The organism is Streptococcus sp. HMSC076C08 (genome assembly GCF_001810825.1).
In the GTDB taxonomy this organism is placed as follows: domain Bacteria; phylum Bacillota; class Bacilli; order Lactobacillales; family Streptococcaceae; genus Streptococcus.
Genome location: NZ_KV802735.1, coordinates 24558 through 44227, shown reverse-complemented (window position 1 = coordinate 44227; position 19670 = coordinate 24558). Strand labels below are relative to the sequence as shown.

General features: G+C 40.3%; 18 protein-coding genes. 14 read left to right on the top strand and 4 right to left on the bottom strand.

From position 1 onward, the window contains the following. Position 1: 1 nt before the first annotated feature. The 3 genes from HMPREF2766_RS06555 to guaA all read right to left on the bottom strand — a co-directional run bounded on the left by HMPREF2766_RS06555 (position 2) and on the right by guaA (position 4648). Positions 2–2056 (bottom strand): FtsX-like permease family protein, encoded by a 2055-nt coding sequence (locus tag HMPREF2766_RS06555; RefSeq protein WP_070568719.1) that lies wholly within the window; start codon positions 2054–2056, stop codon positions 2–4. Beyond that, positions 2046–2819 carry an ABC transporter ATP-binding protein gene (locus tag HMPREF2766_RS06550; RefSeq protein ID WP_000447868.1) on the bottom strand — a complete coding sequence of 258 codons (774 nt, stop codon included), beginning with the start codon at positions 2817–2819 and terminating at the stop codon, positions 2046–2048. The genes HMPREF2766_RS06555 and HMPREF2766_RS06550 overlap by 11 nt, the downstream gene beginning before the upstream one ends. Before the next feature lie 266 nt (positions 2820–3085). After that, the gene (gene guaA, locus HMPREF2766_RS06545) at positions 3086–4648 is read right to left on the bottom strand and encodes a glutamine-hydrolyzing GMP synthase (RefSeq protein ID WP_070568715.1); all 1563 of its coding nucleotides are present in this window, start codon (positions 4646–4648) and stop codon (positions 3086–3088) included. Positions 4649–4788: 140 nt separating this feature from the next. On the opposite strand from guaA, the gene HMPREF2766_RS06540 reads away from it, so the two are divergent. The 11 genes from HMPREF2766_RS06540 to HMPREF2766_RS06495 all read left to right on the top strand — a co-directional run bounded on the left by HMPREF2766_RS06540 (position 4789) and on the right by HMPREF2766_RS06495 (position 13799). Continuing rightward, positions 4789–5487, top strand: coding sequence for a GntR family transcriptional regulator (locus HMPREF2766_RS06540; protein ID WP_070568712.1), 699 nt, complete (start codon positions 4789–4791; stop codon positions 5485–5487). Positions 5488–5623: 136 nt separating this feature from the next. Further along, positions 5624–6910: a peptidase U32 family protein gene (locus HMPREF2766_RS06535; protein WP_070568709.1), complete on the top strand. Its 1287-nt coding sequence runs from the start codon at positions 5624–5626 to the stop codon at positions 6908–6910. A gap of 14 nt (positions 6911–6924) precedes the next feature. Then, entirely contained in the window at positions 6925–7236 is a 312-nt protein-coding gene (locus tag HMPREF2766_RS09970) for a CHY zinc finger protein (protein WP_076984503.1), read from the top strand. A gap of 231 nt (positions 7237–7467) precedes the next feature. Further along, positions 7468–7668 (top strand): F0F1 ATP synthase subunit C, encoded by a 201-nt coding sequence (locus HMPREF2766_RS06530; RefSeq protein ID WP_001054556.1) that lies wholly within the window; start codon positions 7468–7470, stop codon positions 7666–7668. Positions 7669–7702: 34 nt separating this feature from the next. Next, positions 7703–8419 carry a F0F1 ATP synthase subunit A gene (gene atpB, locus HMPREF2766_RS06525; RefSeq protein WP_000392869.1) on the top strand — a complete coding sequence of 239 codons (717 nt, stop codon included), beginning with the start codon at positions 7703–7705 and terminating at the stop codon, positions 8417–8419. 13 nt (positions 8420–8432) lie between these two features. Next, positions 8433–8927 carry a F0F1 ATP synthase subunit B gene (atpF, locus tag HMPREF2766_RS06520; protein ID WP_061421090.1) on the top strand — a complete coding sequence of 165 codons (495 nt, stop codon included), beginning with the start codon at positions 8433–8435 and terminating at the stop codon, positions 8925–8927. Next, positions 8927–9463, top strand: coding sequence for a F0F1 ATP synthase subunit delta (locus HMPREF2766_RS06515; protein ID WP_070568704.1), 537 nt, complete (start codon positions 8927–8929; stop codon positions 9461–9463). Before atpF ends, HMPREF2766_RS06515 begins: the two co-directional genes overlap by 1 nt. A 14-nt stretch (positions 9464–9477) precedes the next feature. Further along, a complete protein-coding gene (gene atpA / locus HMPREF2766_RS06510; protein ID WP_000996617.1) occupies positions 9478–10983 on the top strand; it encodes a F0F1 ATP synthase subunit alpha in 1506 nt (501 codons plus the stop codon). Positions 10984–10998: 15 nt separating this feature from the next. After that, complete coding sequence (locus tag HMPREF2766_RS06505; RefSeq protein ID WP_000301232.1) at positions 10999–11877, top strand: F0F1 ATP synthase subunit gamma; 879 nt, start codon at positions 10999–11001, stop codon at positions 11875–11877. A gap of 85 nt (positions 11878–11962) precedes the next feature. After that, entirely contained in the window at positions 11963–13369 is a 1407-nt protein-coding gene (gene atpD / locus HMPREF2766_RS06500) for a F0F1 ATP synthase subunit beta (protein WP_000094372.1), read from the top strand. Between the two features lie 10 nt (positions 13370–13379). After that, complete coding sequence (locus HMPREF2766_RS06495) at positions 13380–13799, top strand: F0F1 ATP synthase subunit epsilon (RefSeq protein ID WP_000940836.1); 420 nt, start codon at positions 13380–13382, stop codon at positions 13797–13799. A 33-nt stretch (positions 13800–13832) separates the two neighbouring features. On the opposite strand, the gene HMPREF2766_RS06490 is transcribed toward HMPREF2766_RS06495, so the two are convergent. Beyond that, the gene (locus tag HMPREF2766_RS06490) at positions 13833–14846 is read right to left on the bottom strand and encodes a lactonase family protein (protein WP_070568701.1); all 1014 of its coding nucleotides are present in this window, start codon (positions 14844–14846) and stop codon (positions 13833–13835) included. A gap of 144 nt (positions 14847–14990) precedes the next feature. Here HMPREF2766_RS06490 and HMPREF2766_RS06485 point away from each other — a divergent pair, with 144 nt between their 5' ends. From HMPREF2766_RS06485 to HMPREF2766_RS06475, 3 genes are all read left to right on the top strand, one after another. After that, a complete protein-coding gene (locus HMPREF2766_RS06485; RefSeq protein ID WP_070568698.1) occupies positions 14991–16157 on the top strand; it encodes an AI-2E family transporter in 1167 nt (388 codons plus the stop codon). Beyond that, entirely contained in the window at positions 16147–17376 is a 1230-nt protein-coding gene (locus HMPREF2766_RS06480; RefSeq protein ID WP_070568695.1) for a tetratricopeptide repeat protein, read from the top strand. The genes HMPREF2766_RS06485 and HMPREF2766_RS06480 overlap by 11 nt, the downstream gene beginning before the upstream one ends. A gap of 291 nt (positions 17377–17667) precedes the next feature. After that, positions 17668–19467: a Spy0128 family protein gene (locus HMPREF2766_RS06475; protein ID WP_070568692.1), complete on the top strand. Its 1800-nt coding sequence runs from the start codon at positions 17668–17670 to the stop codon at positions 19465–19467. The last annotated feature ends 203 nt before the right edge of the window (positions 19468–19670 follow it).

The window sequence follows — 19670 nt, the reverse complement described above, 5'->3', positions numbered from 1 at the left end:
CTTATTCATCTCTTTTGGGTTCCATTAAGGACAACAAGTATTTGTTGCTATTTTTCTTTACAATTCTGACATAGATGACTTCAAATCCAGCTAAGAGAAGTACTATCAGCATGGCTGTGATAAATTTCTGCCCCATGGCCATTCTTGCGCTAGCGGGTACTATTCCTGTGAGGAGGGAGCTCACTCCGAAGCTACTACTGATAAGTGCAAGGGCTATTGGCAGACCAAAATACCAATTGATTTGCTTTTCTGAAGATTTACAAAGAGTTTCGTAGTTTGCTCCAAGATGGATTAAGGTCTGGTATCGTCTGTAAGATTGTCTTTGTCCCATCAAAAACTGAACGCCGATGATTGTATTTGCGACAACAAGGAAGATGATAGCCAGATAGATGGTGACATAGCTGGCAGAGATAATGTAAAATAATTGTCTTCCCATATTTTGTATATAGCTTTCATAGCCAAGAGAGGTTTGATTTAGCTTTTCATTTGTATCTGAGATAGCTCTCATCAGGCCTTTTTCCTTGACTAGTTCAGGAGCCAAGATACCACTGACATAGTTCGAATAGTGACCGTCTGTATAGCTCATAAAGGTCTCATCTGGGACTATGAGGGCTACAGAAATGGTTATTTCGCGATCCGTTACAATCGGTAAAGAATGAACCTCTCCAATCAATTTTACATCATTTCCCATGACTTTGATTTGAGGTTTTGCTTTCAGAACAGAGTTGACGAGATTCTCATCGGGGAGAAAATCTTTTCCCATATACAAGTAGGCTTCCTCGCTAGTTAATTCTAGAGGAGGGAGATTGGCAGCCTTTCTAAGTTCATTGTATTCGGAAACTGGTATGAGGTGGGAAGTAGTAGACTGTTTAAATCTTTGGAGCAAAATTTCCATGTTCTTACTGCCTTTTTGCTTTTTCAACTCCTTGATGATCTCTTCGAAGGACACGGACTCGTTTTCTTTTGGTTTCCCGACTTTGATTTGTAGAATCTTTGAGAACTGTGATGCTAGTCCTTCTGCTTCAAGCTCTTTTTTAACTGTATTCACATCAAGATTTTCATCTGTATCCTGTTTGCTATCTCTAAATGTATAATCCAATACGTGGGTTTGATTGCCTGAATTGCCACTTGAAATAGCAACACCTGCTCCAAAGAGGCACAAGGCAGAGAAGATTAAGAGGGAGCAGATGGCCAGTATAGTTGAGCGCTGGATAACTAATTCCTGAATCTGTCTAAAATTATAGGCATGAAGTTTTCGATTGTTTCCAAGCTTGACCAAAAAGTCTATAAATAAACGCATACCAAAGAAGAGTAGGATAGTTCCCAGAGTTCCTAAGAGAACGGTGATTCCCATTGTTATGACATTTTCCCAAGCTCGTCTACTCATCCCCAAGTAATAGGCTGTCCCTAGAAGCAAAATTCCGAGGACGGAAGCAAGAAGGTACACCCCCTTGGGGAGTAGTTTCTTTATCCCAGAAGGAGAATAGGCAAGCAGGTTTCCGATTTCCATATTGGCCGTCTTTGCACTTAAAAGGACAAAAACAGCTAATTTTACGGCTAGGAAGCCGATGACTGTATAGACTAGAGCTGTGGTAGATAGAGAAAATTGATGTTCAATAATCCCTAGTCCCACAATTTTAGCGGTTATTAGGCTGATTAGTTCTGAAATCAAGATAGAAATTGGAAGGCCTATTCCAAGGGCAAGGACACTGTTTCTCAAATCCTCGAGCAGGAGTAGCAAGAACAGTTTGCTTCTTCGCATTCCCAGTGTGAGATAGACACCAAATTCATGTTTTCTCCTTTCCATCTGCATACTGCTTGCGAAGTAGACTAGAAAAAAGAGAATAAAGAGCGTTGCTACATAAAGAATAGGAATCATGCTAAAGAGTTTATTTACAGCATCACTTTCTATTTGTTTGAGAAAGATCATTACATCTTGATGAGACAAAGAAAGGATGATGTAAAAGGAGATAATAGAAAGAACCATGGAACTGAAGTACAAGCCATTATTTTTTCGATCTCTCTTGCTATTTGTTGAGACTAATTTAGAAAACATTGCCATCACCTCCAGCTAGGGCTGCCATGACCTTTAGTATTCTGTGGTAGAAATCTTCTTGACTTTCTCTTGGATAATCGCGACGGATTTCATGGAATAGTTTTCCGTCTTGGATAAACAAGATGCGGTTGCAAAAGCTGGCTGCAACGGAATCGTGGGTCACCATGAGAATGGTGGTTTCTTCCACTTGATTCATTTCGGATAATTTTTGCATCAAAATGGTCGCATTTTTTGAATCCAAAGCCCCTGTGGGCTCGTCTGCAAATACAATCTTAGGGTCTAAAATTAAGGCGCGCGCAGCAGCTACCCTTTGCCGTTGACCACCTGATAATTGAGAAGGGAACTTATCCAGAAGTTCAGAAATATCCAGATATTGGGAAAGTAATTCTAACCGAACCTTGCTTTCGTCGGCATCGACCTTGTGTAAAGACAAGGGGAGTAAAATATTTTCTTTGGCTGTAAGATTGTCCAAAAGCTCAAAATTCTGGAAGAGATAGCCAATTTCCTTGCCTCTATAATCTGCTAATTGGCTCCCTTTTAACTGACCTAAATCTTTTTCTTGCATTTGAATAGAGCCGTCAGTTGGCTTGATGATTGTGGCGAGACAGTTAAGAAGGGTTGTTTTCCCAGAACCGCTACTCCCCATAATTCCTAAGAACTCACCTTTTACAACTTGAAAAGATATGCCGTTTAAGGCCTTGGTGATATTCGGCTCTTTTCCATAATGCTTTTTTAATGATTCTACTCGTAAAATTGTTTCCATGTGGAACACCTCCATCTTTTGTTACTTTCATTATAATATGAATCAGAGTAGAATAACACTTACGGATGATGTAAGAAATCTTTATCGCTGACTTTTATAGTCAGGTTATTAGAGCTATACTTACTATATTATAGCATGGTTTCAGGGATTTAAAAAGAGGAGTTGAAGCTCAAGGACTTTCCATATTACAAGAATTTCTGATTTTGAAAATATGAAAGAAAAAGCCTTAGAAACATTGATTTCTAGGGCTTTTTAACTTATTAACTCTATTCCCACTCAACGGTTGCAGGTGGTTTACTTGTAATGTCATAGACGATACGGTTAACGTGATCCACTTCATTAACGATACGTACAGAAATCTTTTGAAGGATTTCCCAAGGAATCTTGGCAAAGTCAGCTGTCATACCATCGATAGAAGTGATAGCGCGAATGGCGATGGTGTAGTCATAAGTACGACCATCACCCATAACACCTACTGAACGAACGCCTGTGTTGACAGTGAAGTATTGCCAGATATCGCGGTCAAGACCAGCTTTAGCGATTTCTTCACGTAGGATAGCATCAGACTCACGAACAGTTTCTAGTTTTTCCTCAGTGATTTCACCCATGACACGGATAGCGAGTCCTGGTCCTGGGAATGGTTGGCGCCATACGATGTGGTCTGGCATACCAAGCTCTGTACCGAGGGCACGGACTTCGTCTTTATAAAGAGTGTTCAATGGTTCAATCAGTTCAAACTGCATGTCTTCTGGAAGACCACCAACGTTGTGGTGTGACTTGATGGTTTGAGCTGTATCTGTACCAGACTCAATCACGTCAGTGTAAAGCGTTCCCTGAGCAAGGAATTTCACATCTTTGAGCTTGCTTGCTTCGTCATCAAAGACATAAACAAATTCGTTACCGATGATTTTACGTTTTTGCTCAGGGTCAGAAACACCAGCAAGTTTGTCAAGGAAACGTTTAGCAGCATCTGCTTTGACGATATTCAAACCAAACTTACCACCAAGCATGTCCATAACTTGATCTGCTTCACCTTTACGAAGAAGACCGTGGTCTACAAAGATACAGATCAATTGATCGCCGATTGCTTTCTGGAGAAGAACGCCAACAACAGAAGAGTCAACACCACCTGATAGGCCGAGAAGAACACGCTTGTCACCTACAGTTTCACGGATTTTCTTGATCTGCATATCGATGAAGTTATCCATTGACCAATCACCCTTAGCTTTACAGATGTTAAGAGCAAAGTTGCGAAGGATATCATTCCCGTATACAGAATGGCGAACTTCTGGGTGGAATTGGATACCATAGATGTGCTTGTCAGGGTTTTCAATAGCTGCATAAGGACAGTCAGCAGAAGTTCCAGTACGAACGAAATCAGCTGGAATCTCTGTAACAGCATCGCCATGGCTCATCAAAACAATCTGTTCTTCAGGAGTCCCTTCAAAGAGAGCAGAAGTGGTGTGGGTAAGTGGTGATTGGCCATACTCTCGGTTACCAGCATCACCTGCAGGAACAACTTTTCCTCCAAGTTTATGAGTTAAAAGTTGCATACCATAGCAGATTCCTAAAATTGGAATGCCAAGTTCAAAAATTTCTGGGTCAATATCAAATGAACCATCTTCGTATACAGAGTTTGGTCCACCAGAGAGGATGATCCCTACAGGGTTAATCGCACGAACCTCTGCGGCTGAGATTTTGTGACTTTTTAGCTCTGAAAAAACACCAATTTCACGAATACGGCGTGAAATCAGCTGGTTGTATTGGCTACCATAGTCCAGCACGATGATTTTTTCGACATCTTGCAAATCAGTTGAAATGTTGCTCATCTTTTTCCTTTCTCAAAAGAAATATCTTTTTCAATATTCTATCACAAATAGGGGCTAATTACCAACTAAACAAGGCAAAGTTTGACTTTTTCTTAGCAAATACGGTACAATGGAGAAAATAAAGAAAAGAAGTGAGAATCATGTTACCAGCTTATATGAAAATCCACGATCAGATCAAGAAGGATATAGATGAGCATCATTGGAAAATCGGAGAGAGACTTCCAAGTGAGCGAGATTTAGCTGAACAGTTTCAAGTTAGCCGGATGACATTACGCCAGGCTATCTCTCTCTTAGTTGAGGAAGGAGTTTTGGAGCGTCGTGTAGGAAGTGGGACCTTTGTCTCTAGCACTCGTGTCCAAGAAAAAATGCGGGGAACGACTAGTTTTACGGAGATAGTCAAATCTCAAGGGAAAGTCCCTTCTAGCCAGCTCATTTCTTACAGAAGAACCATTCCAAATGAGCAAGAGGTCGCAAAGCTAGGGATTACTCCGACAGAGAATATTATCCGCATGGAACGGGTGCGTTATGCTGACCAAGTACCGCTAGTCTATGAAGTCGCATCCATTCCTGAAAAATTTATTAAGGATTTCAAAAAAGAAGAAATCACCAGCCACTTCTTTCAGACCTTGCAAGAACATGGTTACCAAATTGGAAAATCCCAACAGATCATTTATGCGAGATTGGCTAAGGAAAAAATTGCCCATTACTTAGAAGTTGAGAAAGGGCATGCGATTCTGGCTTTGACTCAGGTTTCCTATCTCGATGATGGGACGGCTTTTGAATATGTTAAGAGTCAGTATGTGGGTGAACGTTTTGAATTTTATCTTGAAAACAACTAGTCTTAACAGACTAGTTTTTAGTTTCTAAGAAGATTAGAATTGTCAAAACAATTTGCCTAGGCTTGATTTTATTGCTTATTTACTATAAAATGAGAAGGAAAAACGTCAAACTTTTATATTGCAAATAGGAGAAAAAATGACAAAAACATTAAAACGTCCTGAGGTTTTATCACCTGCAGGGACTTTAGAGAAACTGAAAGTAGCTGTTCAATATGGTGCGGACGCAGTCTTCATCGGTGGACAGGCCTATGGTCTTCGTAGCCGTGCTGGGAATTTTACCTTTGAACAGATGGAAGAAGGCGTTCAGTTCGCTGCAAAGTACGGTGCCAAGGTCTATGTGGCTGCTAACATGGTCATGCATGAAGGAAATGAAGCAGGCGCTGGAGAATGGTTCCGTAAGTTGCGTGATATCGGGATTGCGGCAGTTATCGTGTCAGATCCAGCCTTGATTATGATTGCAGCAACAGAAGCACCAGGTCTTGAAATTCACCTTTCAACTCAAGCAAGTGCAACCAACTATGAAACTCTAGAGTTCTGGAAAGAACTTGGTCTAACTCGTGTGGTTTTGGCCCGTGAAGTTTCAATGGAAGAATTGGCAGAGATTCGCAAACGTACAGATGTCGAGATTGAAGCATTTGTCCATGGGGCCATGTGTATTTCTTACTCAGGTCGTTGTACGCTTTCAAACCACATGAGTATGCGTGATGCTAACCGTGGTGGTTGTTCTCAATCTTGCCGTTGGAAATACGACCTCTACGACATGCCATTCGGCCAAGAACGTAAGAGCCTTAAAGGTGAAATCCCAGAAGAATTTTCGATGTCTGCCGTAGATATGTCTATGATTGACCATATCCCAGATATGATTGAAAATGGTGTAGACAGTCTTAAGATCGAAGGTCGTATGAAGTCTATTCACTATGTTTCAACAGTAACAAACTGCTACAAGGCGGCTGTGGATGCTTATCTCGAAAGTCCTGAAAAGTTTGAGGCCATCAAACAGGACTTGGTGGACGAGATGTGGAAGGTTGCCCAGCGTGAATTGGCAACTGGATTCTACTATGGTACACCGTCTGAGAATGAGCAGTTATTTGGCGCACGTCGTAAAATTCCTGAATACAAGTTTGTCGCTGAAGTGGTTGCTTATGATGATGCGACTCAAACGGCAACCATTCGTCAACGAAATGTCATCAACGAAGGCGATCAAGTTGAGTTTTATGGACCAGGTTTCCGTCATTTTGATACTTATATCGAAGATCTTCATGATGCCAAGGGCAATAAAATCGACCGTGCTCCAAATCCAATGGAACTCTTGACAATCAAGGTCCCACAACCTGTACAAGCAGGTGACATGGTTCGTGCTCTGAAAGAAGGGCTCATCAACCTCTATAAGGAAGACGGGACAAGTGTTACAGTTCGTGCCTAGATAAGGAAAAGGGAATGATTCAAGCTCAAGGTTTATTGGTAGATGATGAAAGCAGGTGTGTTCATTATCATAGTGAAAAGGATATTGTTTCACTCCAGTGTTATGAATGCAAGAAATACTATGCATGCTATCAGTGCCACAATGCTATGGAAACGCATTTGTTTTCGCCCTATCCCTTGGTGCTTTCTGAGGATCGACCGATCTTATGTGGGGTTTGTAAGAGGACAATGACTTTCCAAGATTACCAAAAACAGATGGCTTGTCCTTACTGCAGTGCACCATTTAATCCAGGTTGTAAACAACACTATTCCTACTATTTTAAATAAAATGAATCGATCCAAGTTCTTAACTTGGATTTTTCGGTTTGTTTCAGAAAATATAGTAAAATCAAGAAAAACTCGCAATCTAAAATGGAAAAACTTTCTATAGAATAGTGTAAAAATAGCAAAAATAGAAATAAATCAGCTGAAACGCTTCCAACGTAAGTAAAAAGTTGACAAAAACAAATTTTAGGACTAAACTAAGTAAGTAAATTTTAAATAAAAGGAGAATTCATCATGAATTTAACATTTTTCGGTCTTTGTCTTGCCTGTATGGGTGTATCCCTTGCAGAAGGTATGTTGATGAACGGTTTGTTCAAATCAGCAGCTCGCCAACCAGACATCATCCCACAATTACGTAGCTTAATGATCATGGGGATTGCCTTTATTGAAGGAACGTTCTTGGTTACCCTCGTCTTTTCATTCGTCATCAAATAGACAAATGGAACGAGAAGAAAAGGGAGGATTCTAGATGGAAGAAAGTATCAATCCAACCATCAATATTGGTCCTGTTACCTTTGATTTAACCATGTTAGCCATGACCTTGTTGATTGTGGGAGTTGTTTTTGGCTTTATCTATTGGGCAAGTCGCAATATGACTTTGAAACCCAAAGGAAAGCAAAATGTACTTGAGTATTTCTATGACTTCGTTATTGGATTTACAGAACCTAACATTGGTAAAAGCTACATGAAAGACTACTCGCTCTTTTTCCTTTGTCTATTTCTATTTATGGTACTGGCAAATAACCTCGGTTTGATGGCGAAACTTCAAACTACAGATGGGACAAACCTTTGGACATCGCCAACTGCAAATCTCCAGTTTGACTTGGCCTTGTCATTTGGAATTATCCTGATGACCCATATTGAAGGGATTCGTCGCCGTGGGATTAAAAAATATCTAAAAGCCTATATCACACCTGGCTTTATGACTCCCATGAATATCTTAGAAGAGTTTACCAACTTTTTATCACTTGCCTTGCGGGTGTTCGGAAATATCTTTGCTGGAGAAGTGATGGCTAGTTTGCTAATCACTCTATCTCATCAAGCTCTATATTGGTATCCAGTTGCTTTTGGTGCTAACTTGGCTTGGACAGCCTTTTCTGTCTTTATTTCCTGCATCCAAGCCTATGTGTTTACCATGTTGTCTTCTATGTACTTAGGAAATAAGATAAATGATGGAGAAGAGTAGAAAGGAGTAACAGATGCACGTAACAGTAGGTGAATTAATTGGTAACTTTATTTTAATCGCTGGCTCTTTTATCCTTTTGATTGTCTTAGTTAAGAAATATGCGTGGTCAAACTTGACAAGTGTCTTCGAAGAAAGGGCAAATAAAATTGCTGCTGATATTGATGGAGCTGAACAAGCTCGTCAAAAAGCAGAAACTCTTGCCCAAAAACGTGAAGATGAATTGGCTGGTAGTCGCAACGAAGCCAAAACAATCATTGAAAATGCTAAAGAGACTGCAGAGAAGAGTAAAGCAGATATTCTGGCAGATGCTAAAGTAGAAGCGGGTCGCTTAAAAGAGAAGGCGAATCAAGAAATTGCTCAGAATAAAGCAGAAGCTTTGCAAAGTGTTAAGGGCGAGGTGGCAGATTTGACGATTAGTCTTGCTGTTAAAATCATCTCAAAAAACCTTGACAGTCATGCTCATAAGGAACTCATTGATCAGTATATCGATCAGCTAGGAGAAGCCTAATGGACAAGAAAACAGCAAAGGTCATTGAAAAGTACAGCATGCCTTTTGTCCAATTAGTGATTGAAAAAGGAGAAGAGGACCGGATTTTTGCAGACTTGGATCAAATCAAACAAGTCGCAGAAGAAACGGGCTTACCTTCTTTTTTAGCTCAGGTGGCAGTTGATGAGTCTGATAAGGAAAAAACAGTTGGTTTTTTTCAAGACTCTGTCTCACCTTTAATGCAAAACTTTATTCAGGTTCTGATTTACAATCACAGAGCAAATCTTTTTTATGATATCATTGTTGATTGTTTGAATCGTCTTGAAATAGAAACCAATCATTTTGTAGTCACGATTTCCTCAGCTCATCCTTTAACGGACGAGCAGAAGGAACGTTTGCTTCCCTTGATAGAGAAAAAAATGTCTCTGAAAGTACGGAGTATCAAAGAACAAATTGATGAAGGACTCATTGGTGGTTTTGTTATTTTTGCTAATCACAAGACAATTGATGTGAGTATAAAACAACAACTTCGAGTTGTTAAAGAAAATTTGAAATAGAAAGTGGTGTTCTTTTGGCAATTAACGCACAAGAAATCAGCGCTTTAATTAAGCAACAAATTGAAAATTTCAAACCCAATTTTGATGTGTCTGAAACAGGTGTTGTAACCTATATCGGGGATGGAATTGCGCGTGCTCACGGTCTTGAAAATGCCATGAGTGGAGAGCTGTTGATCTTTGAAAACGGCTCTTATGGGATGGCGCAAAACTTGGAGTCTACAGACGTTGGGATTATCATCCTTGGAGACTTTACAGATATTCGTGAAGGTGATACCATTCGCCGTACAGGTAAAATCATGGAAGTTCCTGTGGGGGATAGCCTGATCGGACGTGTTGTCGACCCACTTGGTCGTCCAGTTGATGGTCTTGGTGACATCCATACTGACAAGACTCGTCCAGTAGAAGCGCCAGCTCCTGGCGTTATGCAACGTAAGTCTGTATCAGAACCATTGCAAACAGGTTTGAAAGCTATTGACGCCCTTGTTCCGATTGGTCGTGGTCAACGTGAGTTGATTATCGGTGACCGTCAGACAGGGAAAACAACTATTGCAATTGATACAATCTTGAACCAAAAAGGTCAAGATATGATTTGTATCTACGTAGCGATTGGACAAAAAGAATCAACAGTCCGTACACAAGTAGAAACACTTCGTCAGTACGGTGCCTTGGACTACACAATCGTTGTGACAGCCTCTGCTTCACAACCATCTCCATTGCTCTTCCTAGCTCCTTATGCCGGAGTTGCTATGGCGGAAGAATTTATGTACCAAGGCAAGCATGTTTTGATTGTTTACGATGATCTTTCAAAACAAGCGGTCGCTTATCGTGAGCTTTCCCTCTTGCTTCGTCGTCCACCAGGTCGTGAAGCCTTCCCAGGGGATGTTTTCTACCTTCACAGTCGTTTGCTTGAGCGCTCAGCTAAAGTTTCTGATGAGCTTGGTGGTGGATCTATTACAGCCCTACCATTTATCGAGACACAAGCAGGAGATATCTCTGCCTATATCGCAACCAACGTGATTTCTATCACTGACGGACAAATCTTCCTTGGTGATGGTCTCTTCAATGCGGGTATTCGTCCAGCCATAGATGCGGGTTCGTCTGTATCCCGTGTAGGTGGTTCGGCACAAATCAAAGCCATGAAGAAAGTAGCTGGTACACTTCGTATCGACCTTGCTTCATACCGTGAGTTGGAAGCCTTCACTAAGTTTGGTTCTGACTTGGATGCAGCAACACAGGCTAAGTTAAACCGTGGACGTCGTACTGTGGAAGTATTGAAACAACCTGTTCACAAACCACTACCTGTTGAGAAACAAGTAACCATTCTCTATGCTTTGACACATGGTTTCTTGGATACGATTCCAGTAGATGACATTGTTCGTTTTGAGGAAGAGTTCCATACTTTCTTTGATGCTCATTATCCAGAGATTTTGGAAACCATTCGTGAAACAAAAGACTTGCCAGAAGAAGCAGTCTTGGATGCTGCGATTACAGAGTTTCTCAATCAATCCAGCTTCCAATAAGAATAGAGGTTTCAGATGGCAGTATCTCTAAATGATATTAAAACAAAAATCGCCTCAACCAAAAATACGAGTCAAATCACTAATGCCATGCAAATGGTATCGGCTGCCAAGTTAGGTCGCTCTGAAGAAGCAGCGCGCAACTTCCAAGTTTACGCTCAGAAAGTTCGTAAGCTTTTGACGGATATTCTGCATGGTAACGGATCTGGTGGTTCAACCAATCCGATGCTCATCAGTCGCCCAGTTAAGAAAACGGGCTATATCGTTATCACTTCAGACCGTGGCTTGGTTGGAGGTTATAATGCTTCCATCCTTAAAGCCGTTATGGAGTTGAAAGAAGAATACCATCCAGATGGTACAGGTTTTGAGATAATCTGTATCGGTGGTATGGGAGCTGATTTCTTTAAGGCTCGAGGTATTCAGCCAATCTATGAACTACGTGGCTTGGCAGATCAACCTAGTTTTGATGAAGTTCGTAAAATTATTTCAAAAACGATTGAGATGTACCAAAACGAACTTTTTGATGAATTGTATGTCTGCTACAACCATCATGTCAATACTCTCACAAGTCAAATGCGTGTGGAACAAATGCTTCCGATTGTTGACTTGGATCCAAATGAAGCGGATGAAGAGTATAGCTTGACTTTTGAGTTGGAAACGAGCCGTGATGAGATTCTAGAGCAATTGTTGCCACAGTATGCTGAAAGTATGATTTACGGGGCTATTATCGATGCCAAGACAGCTGAAAATGCTGCAGGTATGACAGCTATGCAGACAGCGACTGATAATGCTAAGAAAGTCATCAATGATTTGACAATCCAGTATAACCGTGCCAGACAGGCGGCGATTACACAAGAAATTACAGAAATCGTAGCGGGGGCTAGTGCCTTAGAATAAGGCTTTGCCTCCCCCGTATCAAAATGAACTTAGGACCTAGGTAAACTAGGAACCGACAGTATCTTATATAGAATAGGAGAAGGAGATGAGTTCAGGTAAAATTGCTCAGGTTATTGGACCCGTTGTCGACGTCTTGTTTGCAGCAGGGGAAACACTTCCTGAGATTAATAATGCACTTGTCGTCTACAAAAATGACGAAAGAAAAACAAAAATCGTCCTTGAAGTAGCCTTGGAGTTGGGTGATGGTATGGTTCGTACGATCGCCATGGAATCAACAGATGGTTTGACTCGTGGAATGGAAGTTTTGGACACAGGCCGTCCAATCTCTGTACCAGTGGGTAAAGAAACTTTGGGACGTGTCTTCAATGTTTTGGGAGATACCATCGACTTGGATGCTCCTTTCGCTGAAGACGCTGAGCGTCAGCCAATTCATAAGAAAGCTCCAACTTTTGATGAATTGTCTACCTCATCTGAAATCTTGGAAACAGGGATCAAGGTTATCGACCTTCTTGCCCCTTACCTAAAAGGTGGGAAAGTTGGACTCTTCGGTGGTGCTGGAGTTGGTAAAACTGTCTTGATTCAAGAATTGATTCACAACATTGCTCAAGAACACGGTGGTATTTCAGTATTTACTGGTGTTGGGGAACGTACCCGTGAGGGGAACGACCTCTACTGGGAAATGAAAGAATCAGGCGTTATCGAGAAAACAGCCATGGTATTTGGTCAGATGAATGAGCCACCAGGAGCTCGTATGCGTGTTGCTCTTACTGGTTTGACAATTGCCGAATACTTCCGTGATGTAGAAGGCCAAGATGTGCTTCTCTTTATCGACAATATCTTCCGTTTCACTCAAGCTGGTTCAGAAGTATCTGCCCTTTTGGGTCGTATGCCTTCAGCCGTTGGTTACCAACCAACCCTTGCTACGGAAATGGGTCAATTGCAAGAGCGTATTACATCAACTAAGAAGGGTTCTGTAACCTCTATCCAGGCTATTTATGTGCCAGCAGATGACTATACTGACCCTGCGCCGGCAACAGCCTTCGCTCACTTGGATTCAACGACAAACTTGGAACGTAAGTTGGTACAGTTGGGTATCTACCCAGCCGTTGATCCGTTGGCTTCAAGCTCTCGTGCCTTAGCGCCTGAGATTGTTGGTGAGGAGCACTATGCAGTTGCTGCTGAGGTTAAACGTGTCCTTCAACGTTACCATGAATTGCAAGATATCATTGCTATCCTTGGTATGGATGAACTTTCTGATGAAGAAAAGACCTTGGTTGCACGTGCCCGTCGTATCCAGTTCTTCTTGTCTCAAAACTTTAACGTTGCCGAACAATTTACTGGTCAACCTGGTTCTTATGTGCCAGTAGCGGAAACAGTTCGTGGCTTTAAGGAAATCCTTGAAGGAAAACATGACCAGCTACCAGAAGATGCCTTCCGTGGTGTCGGTTCAATTGAAGACGTCATTGCTAAGGCAGAAAAAATGGGATTTTAAGAGGTGATCTATGGCTCATTTAACTGTCCAGATCGTGACACCAGATGGCCTCGTCTATGATCACCATGCCAGCTTTGTATCGGTACGAACTCTGGATGGTGAGATGGGGATCTTGCCACGACATGAAAATATGATTGCGGTTTTAGCGGTTGATGAAGTGAAGGTAAAACGTATCGATGATGATACTCATGTAAACTGGATTGCAGTGAACGGAGGAATTATCGAGATTGCTAATGATATCATTACCATTGTAGCAGACTCAGCAGAGCGTGCTCGTGATATCGATATCAGTCGTGCAGAACGCGCGAAACTTCGAGCTGAACGAGAAATCGAAGAAGCTCATGACAAGCATTTGATTGACCAAGAACGTCGCGCAAAAATCGCATTGCAACGTGCTATCAACCGTATCAATGTCGGAAATAGACTATAAAAAAATGAACTTGAAACTCAAGTTCATTTTTTTTTAATGTGGGAAGTTGATGCAGACTGCTTCAGGGACATGGAAGTCGTTAGAAAGCTCTGCAAGACGACCACTTTTAGGATTACGCTTAAAGACGGTTGCGTTATCAGAATCTTGATGAACAGCAATGAGAAACTCTTGATCAGGAGTTAGGTCGAAATCACGTGGATTTTTACCATGGCTTGGTACAATCTCTAATAATTCCAAGCTACCATCAGCGAGGATTGTATAGACTGCAATGGAATCATGACCTCGGTTGGATGCATAGAGGTATTTGCCATCTTTTGAAAGACGAATAGCAGCAGTAGCATTAAAGCCTTCGTATCCATCTGGTAAGGTTGAAATAACTTGCATGCGTTCAAATTCACCAACCCCATCATAAATCAAGACCTCTATCGTGCTATTAAGTTCGCAGATGAGATAGGCAATCTTATAGTGGTGGTGGAAAACGATGTGGCGTGCACCTGCTCCAGTTTGGCTGTGATAAGTGTAGAGTTTATTTAGTTTTCCTTCTGGACTAACATCATAGGTTGTTACCTCATCTGTTCCTAGATCACAGGTGACGAGATACTGGTCGGGTGTTAGATCCGTAAAGTGTACATGTGGGGAAGATTGGTTTTCATGAGGACCTTGTCCACTATGCTGATCTAGATCCGTTTGGATGAGGCTACCATCCGTTTGACGTTTATAAACGAGAACTTGACCCTTATGATAGTTGGCCCCATAAACGAGACCACGCTTTTCATCCACTGCCACATAACAATGGGGAGCGCCTTCTTCAACCACATGATTTAGCAAAGCGCCATCTGTCTTGTAAGCAGCGATTCCACCTAAGCCATCCTGGCTCCCTACAGTGTATAAGTGTTGCTGTTGGTCAAAGGCAAGGTAGGTCGGACTGGGTTCAGCAGCAAAAAGTTCAAGGTTTGCAAGCTGGCCTGTTTCTATATCAAAATCTGCCTTGTAAATCCCTTTAGATAAGCGACGAGTGTAAGTTCCAAAATAAACAGTTTCTTTCATGTCCATACCTCTTAATAATGATAAGTTCATTATACCACAAAATAACTGCCATGATGCATCAGTCTTATTTATGTAAGCACTTTAAAAAAGAGTTATTTTAGATTAAAAATGGTATAATGAGAGAATGACAGAAAGGATGTATTTATGGAACATAAAGAGAAACATTTTAGCCTATCTTGGTTCTTCAAGTGGTTTTTAGATAACAAAGCTATCACTGTATTTTTAGTAACCTTGTTACTGGGGTTAAACATTTTCATTCTAAGTAAGATTAGTTTTATTTTTTTACCCGTTTTAGACTTTTTAGGGGTTGTCATGTTGCCAGTTATTTTATCTGGTTTACTTTATTACCTCCTCAATCCGATTGTGGACTGGATGGAGAAGCACAAGATCAATCGTGTTCTTGCCATTAGTATTGTTTTTGTTATTATTGGACTCTTTATCATTTGGGGGCTGGCAGTCGCAATTCCTAATCTGCAACGTCAAGTCTTAAATTTTGCGAAGAATGTGCCGACATACCTGGAAGATGCTGATAAGGTGATCAATGACCTTGTAACCAAACGCTTGCCAGATGATTTTAGACCACAGTTGGAGCAGGTTCTTTCCAATGTTTCTAGTGAGGCGACTATGTGGGCCAGCAAAATCTCTTCTCAAGCTGTTAACTGGGTTAGCGCCTTTATCAGTAGCGTTTCCCAGGTCATTGTAGCGGTTATTATCGTACCCTTCATGCTCTTTTATCTTTTGAGAGATGGGAAAGGCTTGCGGGATTACCTAACTAAATTTATCCCAACCAAGTTAAAAGAACCTGTGGGTGAAATCCTATCAGATGTCAATAAACAGCTGTCAAACTATGTTAGAGGACAAGTTACAGTAGCTATTATTGTAGCTATCATGTTTATTATTTTCTTTAAGATTATCGGTTTACGCTACGCTGTCACTCTAGGTGTAACGGCTGGTATTCTAAATCTAGTCCCTTATCTAGGTAGTTTTCTAGCGATGTTGCCTGCTTTGGTTTTGGGTTTGATTGCAGGACCTGTGATGCTTTTGAAAGTGATTATTGTCTTTATTGTTGAACAAACGATTGAAGGTCGCTTCGTTTCTCCGCTTATTTTAGGTAGTCAGCTAAACATCCATCCGATCAATGTCCTCTTTGTTCTCCTAACTTCAGGTTCTATGTTTGGTATTTGGGGAGTCTTGCTGGGAATTCCCGTCTATGCTTCTGCCAAGGTTGTTATCTCAGCTATCTTTAACTGGTATAAAAAAGTCAGCGGTCTGTATGAAGAAGAAGGGGAGGAAATCAAGAGTGAACAATAGTCAACGCATGCTCCAGGCTTTGGATGAACAGGATTTAACCAAGGCGGATCAGTATTTTCACAAAGCCCTCGAAACAGATTCAAGTGAAGTTCTTTACGAACTAGCAAGCTATCTAGAGGGAATTGGCTTTTATCCTCAAGCAAAAGAAATTTACCAAGATATCGTTACAGATTTCCCAGAAGTGAATCTGAATTTAGCAAGCATTGCTAGTGAGGATGGCAATGTTGAGGAAGCCTTTGCTTACCTTGAGGAAATCACACCCGAAAGTGACTGGTACGTATCGGCCTTGGCCTTGAAGGCAGACCTCTATCAATTGGAAGGATTGACAGATGTAGCGCGTGAAAAGTTACTGGAAGCCCTAAACTACTCAGACGATGCCTTATTAGTTTTTGGTTTGGCTGAGTTGGATAGCGAGTTAGGGAATTATCAGGAAGCTATTCAGGGCTATGCTCAATTAGACAATCGCTCCATCTATGAGCAAACGGGTGTCTCAACCTATCAACGAATTGGTTATGCTTATGCCCAGTTAGGTAAGTTTGAAGCTGCAACTGAATTCTTAGAGAAAGCTTTAGAATTAGAATACGATGACCAAACTGCCTTTGAACTGGCTAGTCTTTACTTTGACCAAGAAGAGTATCAAAAATCTGTTCTTTACTTTAAGCAGATTGATACCATTTCACCTGATTTTGAAGGATATGAGTATGGCTACAGTCAAGCATTGCATAAGGAACATCAGGTGGAAGAGGCACTTCGTATCGTTAAACAAGGTTTGGAGAAAAATCCATTTGAAACTCGGCTCTTACTAGCTGCTTCTCAGTTTTCGTATGAATTACATGATCCTAGTAGTGCGGAGCAGTTTCTCCTTACTGCTAAAGAAGATGCAGAGGATACAGAAGAAATATTCCTTCGCCTTGCAACCATTTATATGGAACAAGAACGGTTTGAGGACATTATCGCTCTCCAAAGTCAAGAACCTGAAAATCTCTTGACCAAGTGGATGATTGCCCGTTCTTATCAGAAAATTGAGGATTTAGATAAGGCCTATGAGCTCTATCAACAACTATCGTCTGACCTCAAGGATAATCCTGAGTTTCTTGAGCAGTATACTTATCTCCTGCGTGAATTGGGATATTTTGAAGAAGCCAAGGTACAGGCTGAAGCTTATTTAAAAATCGTTCCAGATGATGTTCAGATGCAAGAACTCATAGAGACACTTTAAGGATTTCTAATTTTTTTAAAATCTTATTAACAGAAACGAATGACCTTGAATGAATGATTTAAAAGACCTCAGAGGTCTTTTCTTTTTTACTAATATAATATAAATGTTAGAATTTCTTATAGCCAATTTAGATGAAGTTTTGAACAATGAAAGCCTGCTAACTCCTATTAAATAAGAGTTTAAAGGTATGATTTGAACATCGAACTACTATGAAATACTTGACAAATTTATATAAGAATATATAATAATAAATAGGGGAATCTATCCCCAAAAATAAAGGAGGCAAATGTTGTGAAAGAGATTAATAAAAAACTTTCTCATGCATTCATGGCGCTATTGTTAGTAGCTTCAGTATTTATCCCAGTACTAAGAACTAGCAATGTGGTTAAAGCTGCTGAACTACCATCTAGTAGCTATACGCTAACGACAGTACCGACAATTAACAATAATAAGTTAGTTGATGGTGCAGAGTATGGTGAAGGGAAATTTTACCTTCAAACCACTTACAAATTCGACAACTCAACAACGTTGAAGAATGGTGACTTTATGGTTTATAAAGTTCCAAATGAATTCAAAATTGAATCAGATTCAACTACTGAAATCTTTGGTAACGATGGAGTCACTAAAGTTGCTGAGTTAACGACAAATAAGTCTGCAAATACAGCGACTGTAACGGTAAGTAACGAAGATTATTTTGCTAACTTACCTGAAGAGAAACAAATTTCGGCCTTATTTACTGTTGTATGGGCTGATAATGTTGAACTCAATAAGTCGTATCCAATCGACATTCCTGGAGCAGGAGTATACAATTTGACTCGTATTGTTCCAGATGAGGATCCAACAGGATTTACTAAATGGGGAGTTCAAGATACGAACGATCCAAATTATATTAATTGGTATATTCGCGTAAACAAATATGCTAATCCTTATGAAGGTGTTTCGATTCAAGATACAATCCCTGAAGGGCAAGTATTAGCTAGTGAGATTACAGGTTACTACTTTACTGAATGGGGTAAGGATGAGCCTCATCCACTTTTGAATCCAAGTCACATTGTTGTTCAAGATTCTAATCGCTTCACTATTACTCCAAATGGTAATGGTGATCTAACCAACCAAGGTTTGTATGTAGTTTATAAGACTCGTATCACAGCTCCAGTTGATAATACAACAAAGAAAGCTTTCAATAACGTTAAAATTACGACTTCGACTGAAAACTTTGATGTAGAAGGTTTTGCACCATTAACCACAACTGAAGGTATTAGTTCTGGTTCACGTTCTACAGAAGTTTCATTTGAGGTTTCTAAGCAGTTAAAAGGAAAAGACCTAGCTGCTGAAGAATTTAGCTTCCAACTACTTGATCCAAACGGATCAGCTGTTGAAACTGTTAAGAACGATAAAGATGGCAAAGTGAAATTTAAAGCCGTTAAATTCTCTACAGTGGGTACTTATAAGTATCAGATTAAAGAAGTTAATGATCAAAAACCAGGTTTTGCTTACGATGATAAGACTATTAACGCAGAAGTTACTGTAACAGATGTTTATGGTGAGAAGTTTGCAAGTGTTAAATATGACAATAAAGTTTTTGTAAATTCGTATTCTGTTAAATCTGCAACAACTTCAATTACTGCTAAAAAAGTCCTAAATGGTAAACCTCTTGAGGCAGATAAATATGAATTTGAATTGAAAGAAGGCGACAAACTTGTAGCAACAGCTAAGAATGCTGCAGACGGAACAGTTGCTTTCCCAGCAATTGAATATACTGCTGCAGGAACTCACACATACACGATCACTGAAAAAAGTGGTAATGAAACTGGTGTAACTTATGATAAAAATGCTTATACAGTAACAGTAAAAGTTGCAGACAATGGTCAAGGTCAATTTGTAGCAACAGTTACAGGTAATAATCCAACCTTCACAAATACTTATGCTGCTGAGACTCCAGGATCTTCTGATAACAAACCTAAACAACCAGAAGGAACTAAAGAACTACCAAATACTGGTACATCTGAAATGACTATGCTGTTTACTGTTGTAGGAGTAGTACTTGCATTTGGTTCCATTCTCTTATTCCGTTTCAAAAAAGTTAAATAATCTAGTTGAAAAATCTTGATGCCTTTGCTATGGCATCATCAAAGAGCCACTTGTATGGATAGTAGAAATGATACTATTCTTATAAAGTGGTTCTTTTTTTATATCTCTAGAGCTATGAAGTGAATGTGAGTAAACAGAGTTCTGTGTCAATGAAATCTTTATAGATATTTGATCAAAAAATTTGATCATTGTTCTCTCAGAAT